Genomic DNA, 23846 nt, shown 5'->3' with positions numbered 1-23846 from the left:
AGGCAGATGATCACGCTATTACTTCTCTTCTTCCTCGCCTTCGGAGCTGGAGTGCTCAGCGGCGTCGTCGGCACCGGCTCGTCGCTCATCATGCTGCCCGTCCTCATCACTCTGTACGGGCCACGGATCGCGGTACCTGTTATGGCGATTGCGTCCCTGTTCGGCAACATCGGGCGGGTGATTGCCTGGTGGCATGAGATCCGTTGGCGGCCGGTGTTTGCCTATTCGTTGGCGGGAGTTCCTGCGGCTGTGCTCGGGGCGCACACGCTGCTGACGATCTCTCCTGCCACTGTGGACATGTTCCTGGCAGCTTTCTTCCTTGCGATGATCCCGCTGCGCCGCCTCATCAGACGATCGAACCTCAATCTGAACCTCTGGCACCTGAGTTTTGCCGGGGCGATTGTCGGGTTCCTGACGGGGTTCGTGCTGTCCACCGGGCCGCTCAGCGTGCCGGTATTCACCGGGTACGGAATGAGTGGCAGCGCGTTTCTTGGATCGGAGGCGGCAAGCGCTATCCTGCTCTACGCAGGCAAGCTCGGTACATTCGGTATATCGGGCGTCCTTGCACCGGCCGTCATCACACGTGGGTTTGCCATCGGCATCGCATTGCTCGCCGGGTCGATGATTGCGAAACGTCTCGTCCAGCGGCTCCAGATGCACACGTTCGAGTTTCTCATCGATGCGGTTCTTATCGCCGGGGCAGCAGGAATGATCCTCTCCCTAAAATGAAAAGGCACGCCTGTGCTGACGGCGCTACCGGACCGTTTATGCTGACGGCAATCAAGGCGGGTCGACCAAACCCATTCTCTGCGGAGGTGCAGAACGCCTGCTTAGGCGTGTGCTTTTACCACATAATCCTCCAGTGCCAGGGAACCGATGGTTGCATCCTGCTTCTGTGACATCCAAACATTCGTGCGTACTCCCTACTGAACGGCGAATAGCTCTCGTAGCCTCTTGCATACGCAGAGGATCCGACTTTCATCCGCAGGGGCGGGATCATGAGCCGCATTTCCAGCAACCGAATCCAAGTGCTGTGAGAGCATTTTCTGTTTCTTACGTAGCCAACCTTCCAGGGCGTTCGGTTGCGGTATTGCTTTTTCATGGCGGATATCCAGCCTGCCCGCTGCGCTTTTACCCCGGATACTGGCTTCGATGCCGTACAGTTCACCGATGCGATGCAGTGCTTCGGTCGTTTTTTCCGACGGGGTGCGCACGTGCACGTCGTGGATTTTCGCTGTGCGTAAGCCCAGCTGTCGCTTCCTTTATATGTCACTCGCGATACAGCTCGTTGAACCCTGCCTTAGCATCTGCCTTCAGCCCCCCTGAACCCGCAATATGCGTCTGCGGGTTCGCGGGCATGGTTTTATCTGTTTCATATGGATACATTTCGAGATCACGTTACCTCCGAAGATATATCCTTACTGATCACTACGAATCCAGTCTAAGGCAGATGCCTGTTCCGGGGATAAGTTGGCAGGTACTAACCATTTGGGGAATGTCCAGGGAGGGGGGGCACTTCAAAAATCCCTCACTTCAAACACCGTTCAGCTCGTTTTGTAATGGCAGATTGAATTTAACCAACTGAACAGAGGAGATAGTCTTACTTCAAGACAAGACAGGTGTCTTAAATAAAAAAAGAAATTTCATCTCAGCTTTCAGGCGAATGTCCGTTCTTAATGGCAAAAGAAATAGCCCAATGAGATAGGCTATTGCTCATCTGCTGTGAAATTGACTGACAGCAATGATACTAAGTGAGATTGCTGTTATTAAAAGGTTTGCCGGAATAATTAGCTAAGATGTTCATACAATTCGTCAATAAAAACTTTATACCGGTTTTCGTTAGCCCGAGAAGGGTCGTACAATAAATGCATTTCCCGTGAGGGAATAGTGAAGTCCTCCAGAACAGGAATGAGTTTTCCCCTGTTGATAAGTTTCCTGAGCCCTTTTTCATAACCAACCAGCACACCTGTGCCCCTTAATGCAGCCTCAAGCATTGCTCCCCAGTCGTTAATCGCCAGGCGAGAGTTTACCATCACTTCAGCAGGTCCTTCATTACTGGCAAAAGGCCAGTAATGGCTTAATCCCGCAGACCAGGGCGCAAAAACCAGACACTCATGATGTTTCAGATCAGAAGGTTGTTCTGGATGACCGTACTTTGTCAGGTATTGAGGAGCTGCGCATACAATAAATCGGTATGGCGGCAACGGTTTTGCCGCAAGCCGGAGTTTCTTATCAAGCTCGCCGATGCGTATCACCAGGTCAAAATCTTCTGAAGCAGGATTAATAACGTCATCAGAAAGAGTAAGTTCAATGCGCATTTGCGGATGGCGCTCAAGAAATATGCTCAAAAAATCCACTAAGACATAACGGCCGAATGTTACCGGCGCATTCAGCCGTAGCGTACCTGCAAGAACCTCGCTCGTACTGCTTGCTTCCCGTTCTGCGCTGTTGATGGCTTGTAAAATTGTTTCACAACGCCTGTAGTACAGCGAGCCTGCCGGCGTCAGGCTTTGCCTGCGCGTCGTTCGGTTAAGCAGACGCGTTTCAAGCTGCTTCTCAAGTGTGGCGATATGGCGGGCCACCATCTGAGGCGACATACCGAGCCGGTCTGCGGCCGCGACAAAAGAGCCTGTCTGAACAACAACAACGAAGGCCCGCATTCCGGTAAGTTTATCCAGCATTCGCTACTCCTGGTTGTTTCAGAACTCAATATTGGCGAATTTTAAAAACTGCTAATACTTATTATGCTTATTTTTTGTCTCATGAACAGGACAGCGAAAATGATGCAGATTTATATAGTCAGAATGGACCATCCGGATGGCACCGGGTGGAATATCTTTGTGCGTGAGCATGTGATTTATCTGAAGGGGCTGATAGAACAGGGCAAACTGTTAGCGTCCGGTCCGCTCAAAAACACGCCGCTGCGGGCGGGATTTCTTATTTTCAGGGCTGAGACGCGCGATGAAGTCCAGTCCATGATCAGTGCGGACCCTTTTGCTCGTGAAGGTCTCATCGCTAAACTTGAAATCCATGAATGGGACCCGTTGTTTGGTCAGCTTGACAGGTATTCAAGCCACAATACGGTCAGTGAGTTGCAGGACTTAATTGGCTGAAAATTTGAGCCACGAGAAAATTACTATCAGTATCCTGTAGTATTCATATACCGGGTATGAGGTGAGTAGCCCCGCCAGTTACTCGCCTCTCTGCCTGACGGTAATTTTTTAAATTTTACAGTCGTACAAATTATTATGAATTATCAGATTGCAGAACTAAACATCATGTGGTTTCCATAAATCGTTATTTTTTTAACAGGCATCTTACGTACTGATTTTTATTCAGGATAAAATCCTATGCGACTTTTTTAGTTACGTAATGATATCTGCCTGTAAGTAGTCCCCTGGCATTCAGAACAGGTCATTCAGAAATGCCGGGTATATAAGTTATTCGCATTTTTCTGGACTAGGTATCCGCCGCAGCCAGGGGGAGACTGGCGTTGCTGTACATGATGGTGGGGGAGTTTTACCTGATACGGACGGTAAAACTCTCAGTTACCCACCCGTTATACTTTATAAATTTATTGATGAATCAAAATAAAAAACCTTTAGTATGTAATACAGATATAAATATCCTTGACTGCGCCGACAGTCTTACCAGGTAAATTCAAGAGTGCTGTATCACCCAGTTCTATTTATTCCGGCAGGATTTCTGCTGTGATATGTACTTTATTTCCCATGCGGGCTTCCGTGATTTTATAATCCCTGTCACCCAGCTTGTCAGCCTGCTGGCGAATTTTTTCTTCCGTCTGCTCCAGTGTATCGCCTGTTGCCGTCTCGGTTTGAGCACAGACTGAAAAAGGCAGGATTATAGAGACGAATAACGTCATGATATTTTTCATTGATAATCCCTTGATTAATAATTAAATGGATGACTTAAGCCAGGCTGCGATATTCTGCGTGTGAATATTGTTCTGCACGTTCCAGGTGTCGTTCATCGGCCACCACATACCGTCTCCTCGGGCGAAGGCCGCACGATAGCGAAGCATCTGGTCATCCGGGTTGGCCTGTAATTCCTCCAGCAGGGTCGGCAGGGTCAGAACCTTTTTTGCAAAGGTTTGTTGTGTCACTCGCTCGACCGTTTCTGCCAGTTCACCATAGGAAGTCGTTTCTCCTGCAACAAACACTACTTCGTTGGCAATACGCGGTTGATGTAGATAAATGTCGGTGGTGAGTCGGCCGATATCTTCCGGAGAAGTTACTGTAACCTGTGTGTCCCATCGCCCCAGCGCATTGATAGTCCGTGCGGATAAATTCACCACATCGAATGCAGGCTCGAAGAGAAAGCTGGTAAACATACCGGTGGAGATAATGATCCATTCGGTATTGTGTTGTTCTCGCAGTAGGGTTCTTACATCATACTGTTCGTCCCAGACCGGCTGGCCGCTGCCTTTGCCAACGACATCGTAGTTAACACCAAACTGCCATGGAAAGTAGCGATTAACTCCGGCTTCCAGCACTGCGCGGGTGATTTTTATCTGAGTACCTGCGCCTGCAACAAACCCCATGCAATTGATAACGGTATCAAACTCTTTAAATTGATCCTTCAGGGATTCCGTCGTGCAGGCGGCGATATCCAGAGGGATTAATTTTGCACCGGCATCCACATATTTTTGATGCGTGGAAGCCCGCAGTTGACCTTGTTCATCCCTGGCACGAGGCGAAACGATAACGCACACAGTGCCCTCGCGCTGAGTGACTGCCGGAAGCAGATGCCGCAGTACAGCCGCCCCGAGTTGTCCGGCACCCAGCACCAGTACTTTTTCACCTGAGTGTAATTTATGCTCTGCCATATTGGTTCCTTATACGCTTTCAGACTTGTTCATTGTGTGGGAGTAAGTGTAAGGCAGCGATGTACCTTCGATAAGATCACGGAATCGGGTTAGACTATTCGCTGTTATGGGATAATAAACGTGTACAGACAAGAGGGGATGGGATGGATAAACTGGGAGCAATGCAGGTCTATGTCAGCGTGGTGGACTCGCATGGCTTTGCAAAGGCAGCAGAAGTGCTTGGCCTGCCACGTTCAACGGTTTCCAGGGTTATCCGGGAACTGGAATCCTGGCTTGGGATCCAACTTTTACAGCGTACCACCCGCAAGCTCAGCGTCACGGCGGGGGGGCAGCGCTACTATAATGAATGCAAACGGATACTGACGGATATTGCTGCCATGGAGTCGTCTTTTTCCATCCGTTCTGAGCAGCCCAGCGGTCGTTTCAAAGTCGGGATGCCCCAGTCTCTCGCCCGGCATTGCATTATCCCTGAACTCCCGGTGTTTCTCCGCCAGTACCCCGGACTGGAAGTGATTCTGTGCTCAAGCGATAATGTCGAAGATATCATTCGGGAAGGATATGACTGCGTGATCCGCACCGGCAGGATCGAAGATTCAACTACTCTGGTTGCCCGCCCACTACCCAACTTTACCTGGGTTGTTCTGGCCGCGCCTGCTTACATTGACACCTTTGGAAAACCGCAAAAGCTGGATGAACTGGAAAAGCATTACGCGGTTGGCTATCTGAATCACCGCACCGGGCGCACCACTGAATGGTTTTTTACGCTTGAGGAGGGGGACCGGGCAATCCGTATGAGAGAAACACTGGTTGTTGACGATACTGATGCTTATATTCAGGCCGGAATACTTGGGGTTGGGTTAATCCGTGTTGCCAGTTATCTGGTTACACCTTACCTGCAAAGCGGGGAGCTGGTTTCCTGTCTTGAGAATTATACCTTTGAGTTACCTCTATCCCTGGTATATCCGTATAGCCAGTATATACCGCCCTCGGTTCGCGCTTTTTATGACTGGAGCAGAGCAACGTTAAGTCATCCGGATAATCGTCCGTAAAAAGAGAGTTAACTTTTTTTAGCGTACATTTTCCTTCTGTTGGCCGTCACCTGCTGATACAGGATGGATCACCAGTCGTGCGTCCTTTTTCATGGCAATACATTACCGGTTTTTGCCGGTAATGTATTGCCAACAAGCGCTTGTAGTCAGAATGGAGCAAAATTCAGTTCATCAGATCGCGCCATTTTACCATCCTGTCACTGAGGTCAAGTGTCTCTCCGTCGACACTGAAACGGCCATCGCCCTGATGGTGGAGCAGGCGCAGTCCCTGCCATGCGCTGTCAAGCCAAATCCGCCGAACTTCCAGCACCCACAGGTTATAGCGCCGCACCTGTCGGTCATCCACCACTCTGCACTCCAGGTTAGCCAGGCATTCATCTACCAGAGGCGCTCTGACCGATTGCGCGGCAACGGGGGTCAGGCCGAAACGCGCAAATTTGTCCTCTGTTTCTCCCGAGCAATTACCGATGTCCACAACGGCCTTTGCCATCCCGGCTGGCGGTACAGCCAGAACACATTCCCCGGTATCTGACAGCGCCTGATAGCTGTAATCCCAGGGGCCGATAATCACACCGACCAGCGGTGGGGCATGCTGCATCATCATGTGAAAACCTGCGGTCATCAGATTCGTCCGGCCATCTGTTCCCCTCGTGGACACCAGAATAACGGGACCAGCTTCAAGAATACGGTACGCTTTTTCCGCAGGCAGGCTGTCATGCATGAGATATCCTCCAGAAAGAAGATCAGGGACAGTGTGGTTCACATGTCCCCGGGGAATGGGTTATTACTCTTCAAAATCCGTGGCATCTGACGCACTTCGCCAGACATCAAGGTCCTGACTCAATGCATGCATTTTTTGTTCAGCAAGAGTGTTGGCAATCTTACCTGCAAAAAGATGCACGGGTGGGGCGTCAGCACTGGCCGCCTGCAGTATCAGAGAAGCGACTTTATCAGGATTGCCAGCCTGTTTGCCGTCCAGACCGTTCAGATGGAGTTCCAGCGAGGCCTGAGCTTCGGTATAGTCAGCGATTGTGCGCTGGGCCACGACCAGTGTCTCCTTCGACAGGAACCCGGTGCGCACCGGTCCAGGATAGACCACTGTGGCTCTGATGTTCAGCTCGGCCAGTTCGGCCGCCAGGGTTTCGGTCAGACCGGCCAGTGCGAATTTGCTGGCGACATAGCTGCCCCAGCCCGCGTAACCGCCCTGAAAGCCCACGATCGACGCCACGTTGAAGATATGGCCGCTGCGCCGCGTACGCATATGCGGCAGGGCATGGCGCAGTACATGCAGGGGAGCAAACACGTTAACATCAAAATTGCGACGCAATTCGCTGTCGGTTAATGCTTCAATGGTGCCCTGCTGGCCGTAGCCTGCGTTGTTGACCACACAGTCAATGCGCCCGAAGGCGGCAATGGTGCTGTCGATGGCTTTCTGAACGCTAGCTTCGTTCACCAGGTCCACCTCCAGCGCCAGCAGTCGCGCGTTATCGTCGCCGAATGCCTGACGCAGACTGGTCAGGGTGCGGGAGGTTGCGGCTACGGCATCGCCTCGCGCCAGTAACTGGCGTGCCAGCGAAAGGCCAATACCACGAGCAGCGCCGGTGATAAACCAGACTTTTGCAGGGGAGGTTTGTTGTTGCATTGATGGAGACTCCTGTTGTTGAAAAATGAATTGCATTACTGAATGGCGACACTCATACCACCGTCGGCCATAACCACTGCGCCGACAATGTAACTGGCCCTGTCTGACGCCAGAAAGGCGGCGACTTCTGCGATTTCATCGGGGTGGGCTGCACGGCCAACAGGCGCTTTACGACCATGCTCTGCCAGATATGCCTGCCCGTCGGGCTGGATTGTATTCGTGATGTTTGTCACCGCATCTCCGGAGCCGACTGCATTAACACGAATACCGTGAGCGATAGCTTCCAGCGCGAGTGTACGGGTTAACTGTGCCAGCGCCCCCTTGGAAGCTGCATAGGCGGCGATACCGGGAAAAGACTGATAACAGGCGTAAGAACCAATATTAACGATTGCACCCGATTTTGCCGCCATCATTGGGCGCATGGCTTCCCTTGAGAAAAGGAATGCGCCCGTGGCATTAACAGCCATGACCTGGTTCCATTCCCTGAGCGTCATTTCTGCCACCGGCTGGTTGATGATGATGCCAGCGTTGTTGATTAAGACGTCGAGGCGACCGAACTGTTCTGTTGCAGTCCGCACGGCCAGTTCCGCACTGGCTTCCTGAGTCACGTCGGCGACAACGGGGACAATGCCTTCACGTGCAAGCGCATTGACATTCTCCCCCCGGCCAACTGCGACGATACGTGCTCCCTGGCGGTGCAACAGTTCGACGGTCGCCAGGCCGATACCGCTGGCGGCACCGGTGACGATCGCAACACGGCCTGCAAAGGGCATAGCCCTGGAAAAAGAGCCTGACTCTGACATGAACACTCCTGAATAAATGAAAACATGCTTACGGTTAATGAGGACTGGCCACAGGGCGGACGATGAGTTCGCTGATATCAACGTCAGCGGGTTGTTCGATGGCATAGGCGATTGCCTGCGCCACGGGCTCCGGAGGCAAGGCGATGCGCCGGAATTCGCGCATGGCAGCCCGGGCGGTTTCGTCCGTAATATGATCGGCAAGTTCTGACTCGACCACTCCCGGGCTGACCAGCGTCACCCGGATCGCGTCGGTCTCCTGTCGCAGTCCGTCAGAAATAGCGCGCACGGCAAACTTGCTGGCGCAATAGACAGCGGCTGTGGGCGAGACCGTATACGCGCCTGTGGAGGCAATGTTAATAATGTGACCATAACCCTGCTCCTGCATGATCGGCAGGACGGCGGCTATACCGTGCAGAACGCCCCGAACATTGACATCCAGCATGCGGTTCCACTCTTCGACCTTCAACGCTGCCAGCGGTGAGAGTGGCATAACGCCAGCGTTATTTATGAGCGCGTCAATGCGTCCGTGCTTCTCCAGCGCCCTGGCTGCGATGCGTTGCAAATCTTCTGGTCGCGTGACGTCAATTGCCATGGCATCAACATTACCCCCCGTTGCCCGCAACTCTGTCGCCAGTGCGGTCAGTTTTTCAATACGTCTGGCACCGATAAACAAATGATGCCCCTTCCGGGAAAGATGACGGGCTGTGGCCTCACCTATACCACTACTGGCACCGGTAAGAATGACCACCTTAGACGTTTCTGATACCACTGTTTTCATCACTCCTCCTTGCCTGTCACCGAGCGGGACAGGGAATGTCATTGGAATATCAAACAGGCAGGTATCATAAAGAGAGGGCACATACGACGACAGGCCTGACACTCTTGCATCATTGCCTAATCCTATTTTCTTTATTGATTTTTAAGCATGCAGGGAGTGAAAATATAATCATTAAATTCAATTAGCAGGTCTGCTGTATGCCAGAAAGATTGCCCTCCATATCTCAACAGTCCGAAATGGCGGCTATGATTTGCCAGCTCGCCCCTCATGAAGGTCACACCCGTACGTTGCTGGATGGCGTGCGTCTGATGCGTGCTGACGGCGCGCTGGGGCGTACCCCCGTGTTGTACGAACCAGGCATTGTTATTGTCTGTCAGGGGCACAAAAGAGGTTACCTGGCTGACAGGGTTTACCACTACGACCCATTGCACTACCTGGTGCTGTCAGTACCTCTGCCATTTTCAAGCGAGACAGATGCCAGTCCGGCAGAGCCTTTGCTTGCTGTGTCCATTCGTCTGGATATGACAGCGGTGGCAGACCTGGTTATGGCTGTCGATCACCATGCCACTGCATCAGGTTCACCCGTTGGCATTGTCTCCACACCACTTGACGACACGCTGGCAGATACGACAGTTCGTCTTCTGAAGGTATTATTTTCACCACTTGAAGCGCGGGTTCTGGGGCCGGGGATTGTGCGGGAGCTGATTTTTCGTGTTCTGCTGGGTGAACAGGGCGGAGCCATTCGTGCTGCGCTGGCCTGTCATGGCAACTTTGGACGTATTGCGCGTACGTTACGGCGTATCCACCTCGATTACGCCCGGCCACTGGATGTGGCTTCACTTGCGCACGAAGCTGGCCTGAGCGTTCCGGCTTTTCATGCGCATTTCAAAGCCGTTGCGGCGACTTCTCCCATCCAGTACATCAAGTCAGTGCGTCTTCATCAGGCGCGACTGATGATGATACGGGACAACGTTACTGCAGCAGGGGCAGCAGCGCGGGTCGGCTACGAAAGTGCGTCGCAGTTCAATCGGGAGTTCAAAAGACTGTTTGGTCGCAGCCCCGGAGAGGAGACGCGTAAAATGCGCACAGCATTCGCACTGATGGAACCTGCGCAACTCGAAGCAGCGACATCGACACACTAATCTGCAACTGTCGATATTCATGCGCAAATGTTCACTGTAAACCGGACTGAGACTCCAGGACGCTAACAGTTCATGCTGATATTAAGATTATCTGAATAACCTGTGGGATTTTCGTTCGTAACAAAAATGTCAGCAACACCTGCCGGCACATCAACATCGGCAGCAAGAACCAGTATGTACCTGTACCTCTGTGAGCTGCGTGGAAGACGAACGTAAAAACATCGCAAAACCTGGTGCGAAAGCGTAAAGCAGTAGTGCCATTTATATGCGCAGATTGCCGGGCTAACCGTCCTGTTTTCATCACCAGGTTTTCAGGCTCCGTTCGATTTACAAACCCAGCTTGTCTTTCATTTCTTTTTCTTCAATTGCTTTGGCGATAGCGTTTCTCATTACTTTCAGAATGATCCCGCTGAACATAGCCGTTAAACCGATGGTAAAGAATGCCGTAACCGCAAGGTCAATTAACCAGAATCCGGAATGAACAAGAACGGGCCTGTAAATTGCAACACCGGCAAAAACCACCCAGTGACTAAAACAATAAAAACAACTGAACAGGTAGCCTATCATGGCATTTTTTTTGACCATCCATTCACGCAACGGGCGAAACATTTCCTGCTGCGTGACGGTGATTGAAATGCAACTGGACATCAGTGCAATGACGAGGCAGACCCATAACTGTTCTAACACATTATCGAATGACATAAAAAATACTCTCTGTATGGATTTCATGTAATAGTATAAGATACATGAAATCGCGCCACTTATGCAACAACGAAAGTTTCATAAGCAACTTCGCAGAAAACAGGATAAAAAATGAGAAAAGACCACCGGCTGTCCCGTGCATTACACGTGCTGATACATATGGATAAAATCCGCGATCCCGTTACCTCCGAAGATATAGCCTCGATGATCAATACGAATCCGGTTGTGGTCAGACGCCTTTTCCAGGGGCTCAAACAGGCGGGTATCATTCATTCTGAAAAAGGGCATGGAGGTGGCTGGACACTCCAGAAACCTCTCGGAGACATCACTCTCCTTCAGGTTTTCCACGCTATTGGCAGCACTGAACTTTTTTCAATAGGCTGGGCGACTGAACATGACAAATGCCAGATAGAGGATGCAGTTAACAATGAAATAAGTGATACGCTTGAAGAGGCAAGACGTCTGATTACGAACCGCTTTGCTGAACTTACCCTTGATAAGCTTGTGCCGGAAGTCCTTAAACATAAATAAATTCAACAGCCGGGCATCATATAATGTCCGGCTGTTGAAAGGTCACCATAAATTTTAGTCTGAAGCCTGTTCTGTTATCGGCCGTTCCTCAGGCGCGTCCGGTAAAGTGGCCGAGTGCAGTGGTTTCCCTGATATTTGTCGGGCTAACAGGTAGAACACGGGGGTCATAAACAAGCCAAAAAGGGTGACGCCGAGCATGCCAAAGAATACTGATATCCCAATTGCCTGACGCATCTCAGCGCCTGCTCCATGCGATACCATCAGGGGGATTACACCCATGATGAAAGCCAGTGAGGTCATCAGAATTGGACGCAGCCTGAGACGGCATGCTTCCTTCACTGCGTTACAGGCAGACTTACCTGAAAGCTCAAGTTCTCGGGCAAATTCAACGATAAGAATGGCATTTTTAGATGCCAGCCCGACCAGGACGATAAATCCAATTTGCGTAAAGATATTATTGTCCCCATGAGTCAGCCACACCCCGGTAAGTGCAGAAAGGATACTCATTGGGACAATCATAATGACAGCCAAAGGGAGCGTAAGGCTTTCATACTGGGCAGCAAGTACCAGGAATACCAGGAATACACAGAGTGGAAAAATCCAGACGGCACTGTTGCCTGCAAGAATTTGCTGGTAGGTCAGGTCTGTCCACTCATACTCTACGCCGGGTGGAAGTGTTTTTTTCGCTATACGTTCAATCTCTTCCATCGCCTGACTTGAAGAATAGCCCGGAGCAGGCGCGCCACTAAGATCGACCGCTGTAAAACCGTTATAACGGGTAACCAGCTCAGGACCGTGTGTCGGCTCAATACGGGCTATGGCAGACAGCGGTACCATATTGCCAGCGGCATTTCGGGTGTGTAGTTTCAGTATATCCTCCGGGGTTGCCCTGAACTCTGCGTCAGCCTGCATTCTTACCTGATATACACGACCTATTATATTGAAATCATTTACATAATATGAGCCAAGATAGGATTGTAATGTCTCGGTGATATCACTGATGTTCACCCCAAGTTGTTTGGCGCGATTACGGTCAATATCGACATTAATTTGTGGAAAATTATTCTGGTATGTTGAAAAAAGTGGCGTCAGCACAGGTGATTTAGCTGCTTCTGCCTGAAAGCGTCGAAGTACTTCGGCCATTCCGTCATAACCGATATTTCCTCTGTCTTCAAGCTGCAATTTGAATCCCCCCAGGGAACCCAGACCCATAACGGGTGGTGCCGGGAAAACGGCCGCAAAATCTGCGCCAGGAAGTGACTGATATCTGGCATTCAGAGAGGCGGCAACATCATCTGCGCTGATGCTAGGCCGTTGCTCAAAAGGCTTGAGCAGGACAAATGTCAGGCCGGAACCAGGGCTTGTGGTGGTGCCGTTTACGGACAATCCAGCATAAGAAGATGTGGAAGATACTCCTGGCTCACTTCGTGCTATTTCATTCATTTTTTCCAGTACCCGGTCTGTTCTGGACAATGATGCGCCAGCAGGAAGCTGAACAAAACTGATAAGGTATTCTTTATCCTGAGCAGGGATAAACCCCCCGGGTACAGACCTGCCCAGTAACAGCGTAATTGCCAGCAGAATGCCATAAATCACCATAATCAGAATCTTGCGCTGGCCAAGTGCGCCAACACCTTTTTCATATCGCCTGGCACTACTGTTGAACAGGCGGTTGAAAACAGTAAAGAACCGTCCACAACTACGATGCATAATGCGCGTAAGCCAGTCGCTGTCTGAATCACGTGACTTCAGCAGCATGGCAGAGAGAGCCGGTGAGAGCGTAAGGGAGTTAATAGCGGAGATAATCGTTGAAACTGCTATTGTCACTGCAAACTGCTGATAAAACCTCCCAGTCAGGCCACTCATAAAAGCCAGCGGAACAAATACGGCACTCAGCGTCAGCGCGATCGCAATAATGGGACTACTGACTTCCTGCATAGCCTTGCAGGCGGCATGATATGGCGTCATGCCTCTTTCTATGTTTCTTTCTACATTTTCAACAACAACAATGGCATCATCAACGACAATGCCAATAGCCAGGACGAGGCCAAAAAGGCTCAGGGCATTGATTGAAAATCCAAAAAGGTACAGAAATGCCATTGTGCCGGTTATTGAAACGGGAACAGCCAGCAGAGGAATGATTGATGCTCGCCAGGTCTGAAGGAAAAGAAAAACAACCAGTACCACGAGGAGTATGGCCTCAAAAAGAGTATGAAGCACAGCTTCTATACCCGCCCTGACTGATTTGGTTGGATTATAAACTATCTGGTAATCCAGTCCTTCAGGGAACTGTTTTTTCAGATCTTTCATTGTGCGACTTACTTGTGAGGCAATTTCCAGAGCATTTGCGCCCGGAGACTCCTGTATGGCCAGCGCTACCGCAGGCTTTTTATCCAGGTAAGTACGCATGGCATAATTTTCAGCGGCCAGTTCAATACGGGCGACATCCTTCAATAATGTCGTTCTGGTATCCTGTCGGGCATGGAGCACAATGTTGCCAAATTCTTCAGCCGTTTTAAGCCGACCGCTGGCATTAACTGACAACTGTAACGGTGTTTCTTCTGCCATAGGGGCTGCGCCAACGCTTCCCACTGGTGACTGGGCGTTTTGTTCACGGATAGCAGAGGCGACATCTGATGTCGTCAGTCCGCGAGCAGCCATAGCATCAGGATTAAGCCAGATTCGCATCGCGTAACCACCGGGGCCCCATACTGATACCTGGCCAACTCCCTCAATACGCGAGAGCTGGTCTTTGATGTTACGTATGGCGTAATTACTGATGTAATTATCGTTATATCTGCCATCAGGCGATATCATATGAACGGCAAGTGTGATATTCGGCGAGCTTTTATTCGTTGTGACACCCAGTCGCTGGACATCTTCAGGTAACCGGGGCAGAGCCTGCGACACCCGGTTCTGCACCCATTGCTGAGCCTGATCGGGATCTGTGCCCAGTTTGAAGGTCACTGTCAGATAGAGATTGCCATCCTCATTTGAAAGTGACTGCATATACAGCATATTCTCTACGCCGTTCACAGTTTCCTCTATTGGAGCTGCAACCGTCTGTGCAATCGTGGTGGCATTGGCTCCAGGATACTGGGCATGAACGATAACGGATGGGGGGACAACCGGTGGGTATTCCGATACCGGTAGACGAAATATGGCGATAATCCCTGCCAGAATGAACAACGCAGACAGTACTCCAGCAAAAACCGGCCTGTCGATAAAGAATTTTGATACTTTCATGATGACTTATTTCCTTCCCGGGATTTTGACGAAGGGGATTCGTCTTTGCTGACAACGACTGTTTCACCGGGACTGACCAACTGCGCCCCACCGGAAATAACTCTGTCACCCTTATTGAGGCCTTTTTTCACAACAATCAGTTCCCCCTGTCTGTTTCCCAGTTCGAGGGGGCGATATTCAACTTTGTCATTGTTTCCGACTACCAGAACATAGCGTCTGTCCTGGTCGGTGCGGATCAGTGTCTGGTCAATCAATACTGCTGTATAAGATTTGCTTGCCTGGAGTCTGACCCGGGCCTGTAAACCGGGAAGCAACCTTGATGATGGATTATCAAGAAGTGCGCGCATCCTGATAGTGCCGGTTTCAGTACTGAGATGATTATCCACAGAATGAAGAATGGCTTTATGTGGATAATCTTTTTCATCGGCCAGTCCTACCAGCACTTCAGGTTTGTCTTTATTTGAAAGCTTGTCGATATAATTAAGATAGGTTCGTTCATCCGCATTAAAAGCGACATACAAGGGATCAAGAGCAACAATGGATGCAAGAACTGGACTGTCAATACCGGCTGCGACCAGATTACCGACTGTCAGTTCTGCTCTGGAAATACGGCCAGTTACCGGTGCGGTGATCCGGGTATAGCTTTCGCTGAGCCTGGCGCTCTCGACCTCAGCTTCGGCAATCTCCCTGGCTGCTTTCGATTCCCGGGCGGCATTGTTCAGAACGTCATAATCGCGCTGTGAGATAGCATGGGTCCCGATAAGTTTTTTACCCCGGGACAGATCCAGCAATGCCAGGTCCTGCTTCGCTTTTGCCTGCGCGTATGCTGCACGAGCCCGGGCCAGTTCAGTCTTATAAGGGGCTGGATCGATAATAAATAAAATATCGCCTTTCCTGACCAACTGACCATCCCTGAACTTAACATCCACAATCGAGCCTGTAACTTTTGAACGTACAGTGACCTCATCGGTGGCTTCCAGTTTTCCCGAGAATTCGACCCAGTCGTTTACCGTATGAACAACTGCGGACGTAGTTCGCACCGTTTTAAAGTTTGATGTCTCAAGTGCATACGCGCCGGGTATGACGCTCTGTTTTGAAAGGAACAGCCCGATGACAGCCAGTGTACCGGTTAAGCACAACATGCGAAGTTTGAACGATACAGTCATAAATCATTCCAAAAATCATGTGGTTATAAAGGTAAAGTTAAGTTGTTTGTTGGCCCCTACATGTCACAGCGTTTACCTGCGTTACTTTGTGATGTGTGCGCACCATAAGACGTTGCAAACTCGCATCGGAAAGATAAACTCATGTAACTTTACAAAGGACATGAGTTAGCTTATCACATGAAACCATGAAAGTTACATGATATTTTGCGTGTGATGTTTTCAATTCCGTTAAAGTGAATGCAATCTTTCACGAGAAAGTTGTTTTTATTTGCTATTTAATCAGTCTTGATAACATTCCGGTTTTACCGGGAGAATGAGTGGGGCTGGGAAGCAAACACAGTAATGTTCACGTCAAGTTAATAGCCGAGTACCTTCTCGCCCTAAACCAGCAGCGTGTTCGATACGTCAGGAGCCTGATCTGCATTTCTTAGAGTTTTCCTTTGTCGGCCGTTTTAAGACTATGGAATGTTCTGTAGAGAACATCCGCAATAGCCTTTTTCAAAAGCAAATACCTTACAGGAGTCATTACTCCTTCGCAGTCATGGGATTTAAACTAAAAAAAACCATATCAATTGACGCCGATATGGTGTTGATTTGTTACGCCAGATAGTTCATGAACTATCTGGCGTAATGCTTTATTTTCTGATAAGGAAATATGGTGGAACGTAGGCTTCACGGCATATATCCAGATAATCGGACCACCACTGCATCATCGCCTTGCGGGCTTCCAGATGTTCTGCCTTGTGAATATAAGCCATGCGCACGGTATTGCGCTCCTGATGACTCATCTGGCGTTCTACTGCGTCCTTTGACCATAAACCCGATTCCATCAGCGCACTGCATGCCATCGCCCGAAAGCCGTGGCCACAGATATCCTTTTTTGTGTCGTAGCCCATCACCCGCAATGCCTTGTTGACCGTGTTTTCACACATTGGCTTATACGGGTTATGGTCGCCGGGGAAGACCAGTTCATTATTACCGGTGATATCTTTAATCTGTTTCAGAATGGCGATGACATGTTCTGAGAGGGGGACGATATGCGGCATTCGCATTTTGGCCCCGCGCCCGGAATAACGCACGCCAATAATGGGTTCTCGCGTCGCGGGTATCGTCCAGACCCGGTTTGTGAAATCAATCTCTGACCAGCGGGCGAAACGCAGTTCACTGGAGCGAATGAACACATGCAGCATCAGCAGGACGGCAAGCCGGGTAAGTTCGCGGCCCTGATGATATGCCTCAATACGTTCAAGCAGTTCAGGCAGCCGCTCCAGTGGCAGGGCAGGATAGTGCCGTCTGACAGGAGGTGTGGTCACGCCGCCAAGGTTTGCTGCCGGGTTAGTATCGATTAACCCCTGATGGACCGCATGGCGCATTATGTTACTCAAGTGCTGCCGCGTGCGGGACGCAACTTCCAGCAGACCTTTTTCCTCGATCCCTTTCAGCAGGTTAATGAAATGACGGGGTTTAAGTTCTGATACAGGCAGGTTCCCGATAACCGGAAAGATGTGATTGTTCAGGCTGGCAAGCAGACGGTCAGCGGTGTTCTGCGACCATTTCCGGTTACTTTTATGCCACGCCAGCGCCACGTTTTTAAAAGCTTTATCCGGTGTTCGTGAGCCACGTTCAGCAGCCCGCTGCTGTACCGGGTTGATATTCAGCGCCAGCATTTTACGGACACCTTCACGCTGCTGTCGCGCATCAGAGAGGGAGACGGCAGGATAGGCACCCAGCGCAATGCGGGATTCTTTACCGTTAATACGGTACTTGAGATACCAGTGACGTGAGCCACCCGGCTTGACCAGCAGATACAGACCGTGGGAATCGGAGACTTTAAAGGGTTTATCAGAAGGCTTGAGAGTGCGGATTTTCGCGTCGGTAAGGGACATATGGGGGTCACTCCATTATCGAACTAACCTGACCCCAGATTTGACCACCAATTTTTCCCGATGCGGAGGGTAAAATCAAAATGCACCGGGAAGAATTTTCACGCTAACCTGTTGAACCAACATCATATAATGATTCGCAAGGATGCATGAAAACAGGAAATTGGCTCCTCTGACTGGACTCGAACCAGTGACATACGGATTAACAGTCCGCCGTTCTACCGACTGAACTACAGAGGAATCGTGTGAACGGGGCGCATAATAACGAGGGTGTAACAGCTTGTCAAAGCCTGGAAAGCAATTTTAAAACTAACTGCTGGCTATTTCAGCAGTTGGTCTTTTTTTGCCCAAAACAGGCATCATGCGCACTGCTATGGTGCATAAGTGTCTCTTATGGGGCAGGGGTATTCCCGCGTTTTAGTAATGATAATGGGGGAGTCGATTAGTTTCTCTTATTATCCAGCCTGTTAGCTCATAAAAGCGGAGTTCCAGAAAACTGGCAAGTATATTGCTATACATTCAGAGACATGATAGCTGCCGACATGGCAAGGGCATTCCGTACAGGAGGCAAAATGAATTTAAGACGACTGAAGTACTTCGTGAAAATCGTCGATATTGGTAGCCTGACTCAGGCCGCTGAAGTCTTGCACATTGCGCAACCAGCGCTAAGCCAGCAGGTGGCTACCCTGGAAGGGGAGTTGGATCAGCAACTGTTAATCCGCACGAAACGTGGAGTAACACCCACAGAAGCCGGAAAAATTCTCTACGCCCATGCTCGTACTATTTTGCGCCAGTGTGAACAGGCACAGCTTGCCGTTAACAATGTAGGGCAAACCTTAAGCGGGCAGGTATCCATTGGTCTGGCACCAGGTACAGCAGCGTCGTCCATTATTATGCCGTTGTTGCAGGCTGTGCGTAGCGAATTACCCGATGTGCTGGTTTATCTCCATGAAAATAGTGGCTCGGTACTGAATGATAAATTGCTCAGTGGGCAACTGGATATGGCTGTATTATATGACCGTGCGCCAACAGCCGGAATTACCAGCCAGCCGCTATTGAAAGAAGAGTTATATCTGGTTGGCACCAGTGAGTGCCCGGGGCAAACCGTTGACCTCGCCGCTGTTGCAGAAATGAACCTGTTTTTACCACGCGATTACAGTGCTGTGCGTAAGCGGGTTGATGAAGCATTTTCACTGCGCCGCCTGACTGCCAAAATTATTGGTGAAATTGAATCTATTTCTACTCTGACTGCGGCTATTGCCAGTGGTATGGGCGTGACAGTCCTGCCTGAGTCTGCGGCCCGCTCTTTAGTCAGTGCATCTAATGGCTGGATGGCCCGTATTACCACACCATCAATGAACCTGCCTTTATCATTAAACCTGTCGGCTCGCGCTCAGTTGTCGCCTCAGGCTCAGGCAGTAAAAGATATTTTGTTATCCCTGGTCTCCCGCCCGTCTCTGGAAAGCAACGAACTGATGCTGGTAGGCTAATTTTTTGGGATAAGCAGCGCTTTAAGTTGAAACACCGCCCAGGGCGGTGTTTTGCATTTCTGAATACCTCAATTCTGTGTGTCACCTCCCGTCAGTTACCTCGCCAGAGGTATGTTTTCCGCTGAGTAATTAGGGCATAACAATAAAAATGTTGTGCAGCTTAACGAAAATTGAAAAAGGTGGATTAACAACTGTAATTTTGCCGGAGGCTGCCGATAAAGAGTGATAACTGGACAAAATTGCCGTTAGCACGTGAAGTGAAGGCGAGGAGATTTGTTACGTCTTTGTCTCAATCACTCGTGTTGTTTTGTTATCTCACCCAACACCGACCACACTGAGGAAAACATGGATAACTTTCAAAAAGAGATTGAGGAAAGAACAAACCTCACACTATCCAATAAGTTCGAGTTGTTGCTGTTTCGCCTGGGTGTGCCCGGCCCGGGAGAGCCACCGGAACTGTTTGGCATAAACGTGTTTAAGTTACGAGAAATTGTGCCCATGCCAGTGCTGACTAAAGCGGCTGGTATGCAACCACCGATGATGGGAATGGTGAATATTCGTGGTCAGGTAATTCCGGTTATTGATTTACCTGCGGTTGTGGGCTGTAAGCCAGAAACCGGGCTGAACATTTTATTGATAACGGAGTATGCCCGTAGTACTCAGGCATTTGCTGTGGAAACAGTGGATGACATTGTGCGCCTTGACTGGAGCCAGGTACATGCGGCAGAGGCGGGGGTGAGCAACAGTTACATTACCAGTATTGCCCGTCTGGATACTGACCCGGCAAGTAACCGTTTATCACTGGTGCTGGATGTAGAACAGATCCTGTGTGACATTATTCCAACCGCGCGTGAAGTACATGAAGATACCATGGAAGCGAAGCGGTTTAACCTGAAGCCCGGTGCGGTAGCGATTGTTGCTGAGGATTCAAAAGTTGCGCGTTCCATGCTGGAACAGGCGCTGAATGCAATGGGGATTCCGTTTATTTCTAATGTAACCGGGCTTGAAGCCTGGAACCGCATTAAGAAAATTATGGATGAAGCTCAGCGAGAAGGCGTGCCGATCAGTGATAAAATTGGCCTGGTCCTGACGGACCTTGAAATGCCTGAAATGGATGGCTTTACGCTGACCCGTAATATCAAACGAGAAGAGTCACTGAAGCGTATTCCGGTCATTATTCACTCATCATTGTCGGGTTCAGCAAACGAAGACCATGTCCGCAAAGTGGGCGCCGATGGCTATGTAGCGAAGTTTGAAATCAATGAACTGAGCTCGGCCATTGAAGACGTACTGAATGGCACGAAGTCTGCCAATCTGCGTTAACTTTTTTTGTGGGATGAGCACTGAACAGGCTGCGTATGCAGCCTGTGTTTGTAGTAAAAAGCGGCTGTAGTCAGTTGATTAGCGGTAAACTATCCCACCGTCGGTCAGAATGGCCTGGCCGGTAATATAATCGGCATCATCACTGGAGAGAAATGCCACCAGTGCCGCCACATCTGCAGGCGTTTGCGCACGGCCGAGAGCAATACCTTCGACATATTTTTTGTAGGTTTCCCCCACCGGTGCCCCTGTTATTTCCGAAAAACGTTTATCGATTTCTACCCACATATCGGTGCCAACAATCCCCGGGCAATAAGCATTTACCGTAATGCCCGCGCTGGCATACTCCTTGGCCGCAGCCTGGGTAAGGGCGCGAACGGCAAATTTAGTCGCTGAATACATGCCCAGCATTGCAAAACCATCATGACCGGCAATGGACGATGCACTAATAATCTTCCCTTTCTTACCTAACGCCTTAAATTTTGCTGCAGCCGCCTGAATACCCCATGTCACGCCGCCAATATTAATGTTCAGTATTTTTTCCAGATCACCGGGCATGATATCGGCAATGGGTTTAACCTGGGCGATACCGGCATTGTTAATCATGACATCAAGCGTACCTAACTCTTGAACCGCATGGTCAACGGCGGCATAAACATCTTCGCGTTGACTGATATCTGCACCAAATGTTGTGGCCCGCACCCCCTTCGCCGTGACTTCGTCCAGGACATGTGCCAGTTTTTCTTTTTGTAGATCAACCAGCGCAAGGTTCACTCCTTCTTCGGCCAGTCGCAGTGCAATTCCACGGCCAATACCTTGCGCCGCGCCCGTTACCAGGGCCACTTTACCATCGAGACCTTTTGACATGTGTCTGCTCCTTTTGGGTTATGGAACCTGCAATTCCAATAACCATAGGTGATTGTTCAGCGCGCGTTGCCCTAATTGTGCGGTTTTTTCGACGTGTTATATGAGAACTGAAATAATCCCGGCCCATAAAATGGCTGTAATAAATTGAATATCCGTGTTTTTACTCTCATCCCGTGGGGGGAATTAATCTCACTGGCCTGTGACAAACTGATACAAATAAGCATGTAAAATGTCCGAGTGTTGTAGCCGGGCCACGGCTTGGAAAAAAGATGCGCAGTGCTATGATAATCACTTCTCCGTCTGGACAGCGCCTGAGCCGAAGAGCATGACGGAAGGGTAAAGGGAGTGACTCAGGCCGTATTATGTAAGGTCAGCACATGAGTAAAGGAACAACCGGGTGTGATGCGCCATTTGGCACATTGTTAGGGTATGCACCTGGCGGGGTTGCTATCTATTCCTCTAATTACAGCAGTCTGGATCCGCAGAGTTTTCCGGATGACGCGGCATTTCGTAGTTATATCGGAAACGAATATATGGGGCATAAATGGCAATGCGTAGAGTTTGCGCGGCGTTTTATGTTCCTGAACTATGGTGTGGTATTTACTGATGTGGGCATGGCGTATGAGATATTTTCTCTGCGGTTTTTGCGCCAGGTGGTAAACGACAATTTGCTACCATTGCAGGCTGTAGCTAATGGTGCCACCCGGCCTCCAGTTGCGGGGGCATTGCTTATCTGGCAGAAGGGTGGAGAATTTAAACACACCGGCCATGTTGCGGTCATCACGCAACTTCTGGGCAATAAAGTGCGTATCGCGGAGCAGAATGTTATTCACTCACCGTTACCGGCAGGCCAGCAATGGACCCGGGAACTGGTGCTGGAAGTTAAAAACGGCCACTACACAGTCAAAGATACCTTTGATGACACCGCCATTTTGGGGTGGATGGTTCAGAGCGATGACACGCAGGGCACACTGCCACAACCGGAAATTCCCGCAAAAAAACTGGCGATTACTGGCGCAAGACTTTCTGAGCAGGGGCAGTTTAATGGCCGCTGGCTTAATGATAAAGACCCGCTGCAGGAAGCGTACATTGCAGCCAATGGTTACAGCATTAATCAGGATCCCTACCGTTATTTCACCATTAGCGAAGATGCTGAGCAGGAGCTGATTAAAGCAACCAATGAACTGCATTTAATGTACTTGCATGCGACAGATAAAGTGCTTAAAGACGACAGTTTGCTGGAGTTGTTTGATATACCAAAAATTCTTTGGCCCCGTTTGCGCCTGTCATGGCAACAACGCCGTCATCACATGATTACCGGGCGGCTGGACTTTTGCATGGATGAGAGGGGAATAAAAGTTTATGAATACAATGCGGATTCGGCTTCCTGCCACACCGAAGGTGGGTTGATCCTCAGCGAATGGGCGAAAAAAGGTTATCCGGGCATGGGGTATAACCCGGCGGAAGGATTGCTTGATGAACTTTCCGGCGCCTGGAAACACAGTGATGTGCGCCCGTTTGTTCATATCATGCTGGATGATGACGTGGAGGAAAAATACCATGCGATGTTTATGCAGCGCTCGCTGGAAAATGCCGGGTTTGAGTGCAAGGTCGTTTGCGGGCTCTCTTCGCTGAGCTGGAACAGTGCCGGGGAACTGATTGATGATGAAGGGCGCCTGGTTAACTGTGTCTGGAAAACCTGGGCATGGGAAACCGCGATTGAGCAGATACGAGAGGTCAGCGAAACCGAATATGCCGCGGTTCCTATTCGTACCGGCCACCCACAAAATGAAGTTCGGCTGATAGATGTGTTGTTGCGCCCAGAAGTGATGGTGTTTGAGCCATTATGGACGGTGATCCCGGGCAACAAAGCGATTTTGCCGGTGCTGTGGTCGTTGTTCCCTCACCACCGCTATTTACTGGATACAGATTTTCACGTTAACGAAGAACTGGCGAAAACAGGTTATGCGGTGAAGCCCATATCAGGCCGTTGCGGCAGTAATATTGACCTTATCAGCGGGCAGGATGAAGTGCTGGATAAGACTCAGGGCAAATTTGTTGACCGGAAAAATATCTACCAGCAATTGTGGTGCCTGCCGAAAGTCTCAGGGCGCTATTTGCAGGTGTGCACATTTACTGTTGGTGGCAGTTATGGCGGAGCCTGCCTGCGCGGAGATGAAACCCTGGTGATTCAAAAAGAGAGTGATATTGAACCGCTGATTGTTACCCGTAATCATGAAGACGAAAGCCATTAAGCGGTAACTGGCACCTGGCTTACGAAAGCGTAATTACATAAGCTTCAAGAAGTAAAAAGCCTGCTTAGTGCAGGCTTAAGATTGATGAAAAAGAAGGAAAAAACGTGGTTTTTCCTTCTTTTTAGT

At 50.0% G+C, this 23846-nt stretch carries 20 protein-coding genes, 1 tRNA gene and 1 pseudogene; 8 read left to right on the top strand and 14 right to left on the bottom strand.

All coding sequences use genetic code 11. The features are described 5' to 3' along the window. The first annotated feature begins 6 nt into the window (after positions 1-6). On the top strand, positions 7-729 hold the full coding sequence (locus tag MPHASIOC01_RS08470) for a sulfite exporter TauE/SafE family protein (protein WP_095033623.1): 723 nt from the start codon (positions 7-9) through the stop codon (positions 727-729). A gap of 299 nt (positions 730-1028) precedes the next feature. On the opposite strand, the pseudogene MPHASIOC01_RS08460 reads toward MPHASIOC01_RS08470, so the two are convergent. Beyond that, positions 1029-1350, bottom strand: a pseudogene (locus MPHASIOC01_RS08460) (transposase); the annotation flags it as partial. Between the two features lie 437 nt (positions 1351-1787). Then, entirely contained in the window at positions 1788-2681 is an 894-nt protein-coding gene (locus tag MPHASIOC01_RS08455) for a LysR family transcriptional regulator (protein ID WP_248192326.1), read from the bottom strand. Positions 2682-2780: 99 nt separating this feature from the next. On the opposite strand from MPHASIOC01_RS08455, the gene MPHASIOC01_RS08450 reads away from it, so the two are divergent. Next, complete coding sequence (locus MPHASIOC01_RS08450; protein ID WP_227542025.1) at positions 2781-3113, top strand: YciI family protein; 333 nt, start codon at positions 2781-2783, stop codon at positions 3111-3113. Between the two features lie 575 nt (positions 3114-3688). Here the strand turns inward: MPHASIOC01_RS08450 and MPHASIOC01_RS08445 are convergent. Continuing rightward, on the bottom strand, positions 3689-3895 hold the full coding sequence (locus MPHASIOC01_RS08445) for a DUF1471 domain-containing protein (protein WP_124988795.1): 207 nt from the start codon (positions 3893-3895) through the stop codon (positions 3689-3691). Between the two features lie 21 nt (positions 3896-3916). Further along, entirely contained in the window at positions 3917-4846 is a 930-nt protein-coding gene (locus tag MPHASIOC01_RS08440) for an aromatic alcohol reductase (protein ID WP_353614345.1), read from the bottom strand. A 143-nt stretch (positions 4847-4989) separates the two neighbouring features. On the opposite strand from MPHASIOC01_RS08440, the gene MPHASIOC01_RS08435 reads away from it, so the two are divergent. Continuing rightward, positions 4990-5895, top strand: a complete 906-nt coding sequence (locus MPHASIOC01_RS08435) for a LysR family transcriptional regulator (RefSeq protein ID WP_124988794.1) — start codon at positions 4990-4992, stop codon at positions 5893-5895. Between the two features lie 163 nt (positions 5896-6058). On the opposite strand, the gene MPHASIOC01_RS08430 is transcribed toward MPHASIOC01_RS08435, so the two are convergent. The 4 genes from MPHASIOC01_RS08430 to MPHASIOC01_RS08415 form a co-directional block, all read right to left on the bottom strand. Beyond that, a complete protein-coding gene (locus MPHASIOC01_RS08430) occupies positions 6059-6616 on the bottom strand; it encodes a flavin reductase family protein (protein WP_353614344.1) in 558 nt (185 codons plus the stop codon). 63 nt (positions 6617-6679) lie between these two features. Beyond that, on the bottom strand, positions 6680-7537 hold the full coding sequence (locus MPHASIOC01_RS08425) for an SDR family oxidoreductase (RefSeq protein ID WP_353614343.1): 858 nt from the start codon (positions 7535-7537) through the stop codon (positions 6680-6682). Between the two features lie 35 nt (positions 7538-7572). Next, positions 7573-8340 carry an SDR family oxidoreductase gene (locus tag MPHASIOC01_RS08420; protein WP_353614342.1) on the bottom strand — a complete coding sequence of 256 codons (768 nt, stop codon included), beginning with the start codon at positions 8338-8340 and terminating at the stop codon, positions 7573-7575. Between the two features lie 34 nt (positions 8341-8374). Continuing rightward, a complete protein-coding gene (locus tag MPHASIOC01_RS08415) occupies positions 8375-9118 on the bottom strand; it encodes an SDR family oxidoreductase (RefSeq protein WP_136027485.1) in 744 nt (247 codons plus the stop codon). Between the two features lie 197 nt (positions 9119-9315). Between MPHASIOC01_RS08415 and MPHASIOC01_RS08410 the strand changes: the two genes are divergently transcribed. Beyond that, positions 9316-10260: an AraC family transcriptional regulator gene (locus tag MPHASIOC01_RS08410; RefSeq protein ID WP_022065304.1), complete on the top strand. Its 945-nt coding sequence runs from the start codon at positions 9316-9318 to the stop codon at positions 10258-10260. A gap of 327 nt (positions 10261-10587) precedes the next feature. On the opposite strand, the gene MPHASIOC01_RS08405 is transcribed toward MPHASIOC01_RS08410, so the two are convergent. Then, positions 10588-10962, bottom strand: coding sequence for a hypothetical protein (locus MPHASIOC01_RS08405; RefSeq protein ID WP_080924908.1), 375 nt, complete (start codon positions 10960-10962; stop codon positions 10588-10590). Positions 10963-11073: 111 nt separating this feature from the next. On the opposite strand from MPHASIOC01_RS08405, the gene MPHASIOC01_RS08400 reads away from it, so the two are divergent. Further along, entirely contained in the window at positions 11074-11493 is a 420-nt protein-coding gene (locus tag MPHASIOC01_RS08400) for an Rrf2 family transcriptional regulator (RefSeq protein WP_020078429.1), read from the top strand. A gap of 54 nt (positions 11494-11547) precedes the next feature. Here the strand turns inward: MPHASIOC01_RS08400 and MPHASIOC01_RS08395 are convergent, their stop codons facing one another. The 4 genes from MPHASIOC01_RS08395 to MPHASIOC01_RS08380 all read right to left on the bottom strand — a co-directional run bounded on the left by MPHASIOC01_RS08395 (position 11548) and on the right by MPHASIOC01_RS08380 (position 18028). Next, on the bottom strand, positions 11548-14739 hold the full coding sequence (locus tag MPHASIOC01_RS08395; protein ID WP_353614341.1) for a multidrug efflux RND transporter permease subunit: 3192 nt from the start codon (positions 14737-14739) through the stop codon (positions 11548-11550). After that, a complete protein-coding gene (locus tag MPHASIOC01_RS08390) occupies positions 14736-15905 on the bottom strand; it encodes an efflux RND transporter periplasmic adaptor subunit (RefSeq protein WP_058679874.1) in 1170 nt (389 codons plus the stop codon). The genes MPHASIOC01_RS08395 and MPHASIOC01_RS08390 overlap by 4 nt, the downstream gene beginning before the upstream one ends. A gap of 635 nt (positions 15906-16540) precedes the next feature. Then, entirely contained in the window at positions 16541-17791 is a 1251-nt protein-coding gene (locus MPHASIOC01_RS08385; protein WP_177332128.1) for a phage integrase central domain-containing protein, read from the bottom strand. A 161-nt stretch (positions 17792-17952) separates the two neighbouring features. Next, a tRNA-Asn gene (locus tag MPHASIOC01_RS08380) sits at positions 17953-18028 on the bottom strand. Between the two features lie 332 nt (positions 18029-18360). On the opposite strand from MPHASIOC01_RS08380, the gene nac reads away from it, so the two are divergent. After that, positions 18361-19278 carry a nitrogen assimilation transcriptional regulator NAC gene (gene nac / locus MPHASIOC01_RS08375; protein ID WP_064594434.1) on the top strand — a complete coding sequence of 306 codons (918 nt, stop codon included), beginning with the start codon at positions 18361-18363 and terminating at the stop codon, positions 19276-19278. Positions 19279-19623: 345 nt separating this feature from the next. Next, the gene (locus MPHASIOC01_RS08370) at positions 19624-20601 is read left to right on the top strand and encodes a chemotaxis protein (protein ID WP_353614340.1); all 978 of its coding nucleotides are present in this window, start codon (positions 19624-19626) and stop codon (positions 20599-20601) included. A gap of 78 nt (positions 20602-20679) precedes the next feature. Here MPHASIOC01_RS08370 and MPHASIOC01_RS08365 read toward each other — a convergent pair whose 3' ends face one another. Beyond that, complete coding sequence (locus tag MPHASIOC01_RS08365; RefSeq protein WP_064594428.1) at positions 20680-21465, bottom strand: acetoin reductase; 786 nt, start codon at positions 21463-21465, stop codon at positions 20680-20682. Between the two features lie 377 nt (positions 21466-21842). On the opposite strand from MPHASIOC01_RS08365, the gene gss reads away from it, so the two are divergent. Beyond that, positions 21843-23720 carry a bifunctional glutathionylspermidine amidase/synthase gene (gene gss / locus MPHASIOC01_RS08360; RefSeq protein ID WP_353614339.1) on the top strand — a complete coding sequence of 626 codons (1878 nt, stop codon included), beginning with the start codon at positions 21843-21845 and terminating at the stop codon, positions 23718-23720. Positions 23721-23846 lie beyond the last annotated feature (126 nt).

This window comes from Mangrovibacter phragmitis (assembly GCF_040429585.1).
Classification (GTDB): domain Bacteria; phylum Pseudomonadota; class Gammaproteobacteria; order Enterobacterales; family Enterobacteriaceae; genus Mangrovibacter; species Mangrovibacter phragmitis.
The sequence above is the reverse complement of the archived record's forward strand: the minus strand, read 5'-3'. Positions and strand labels throughout refer to the sequence as shown.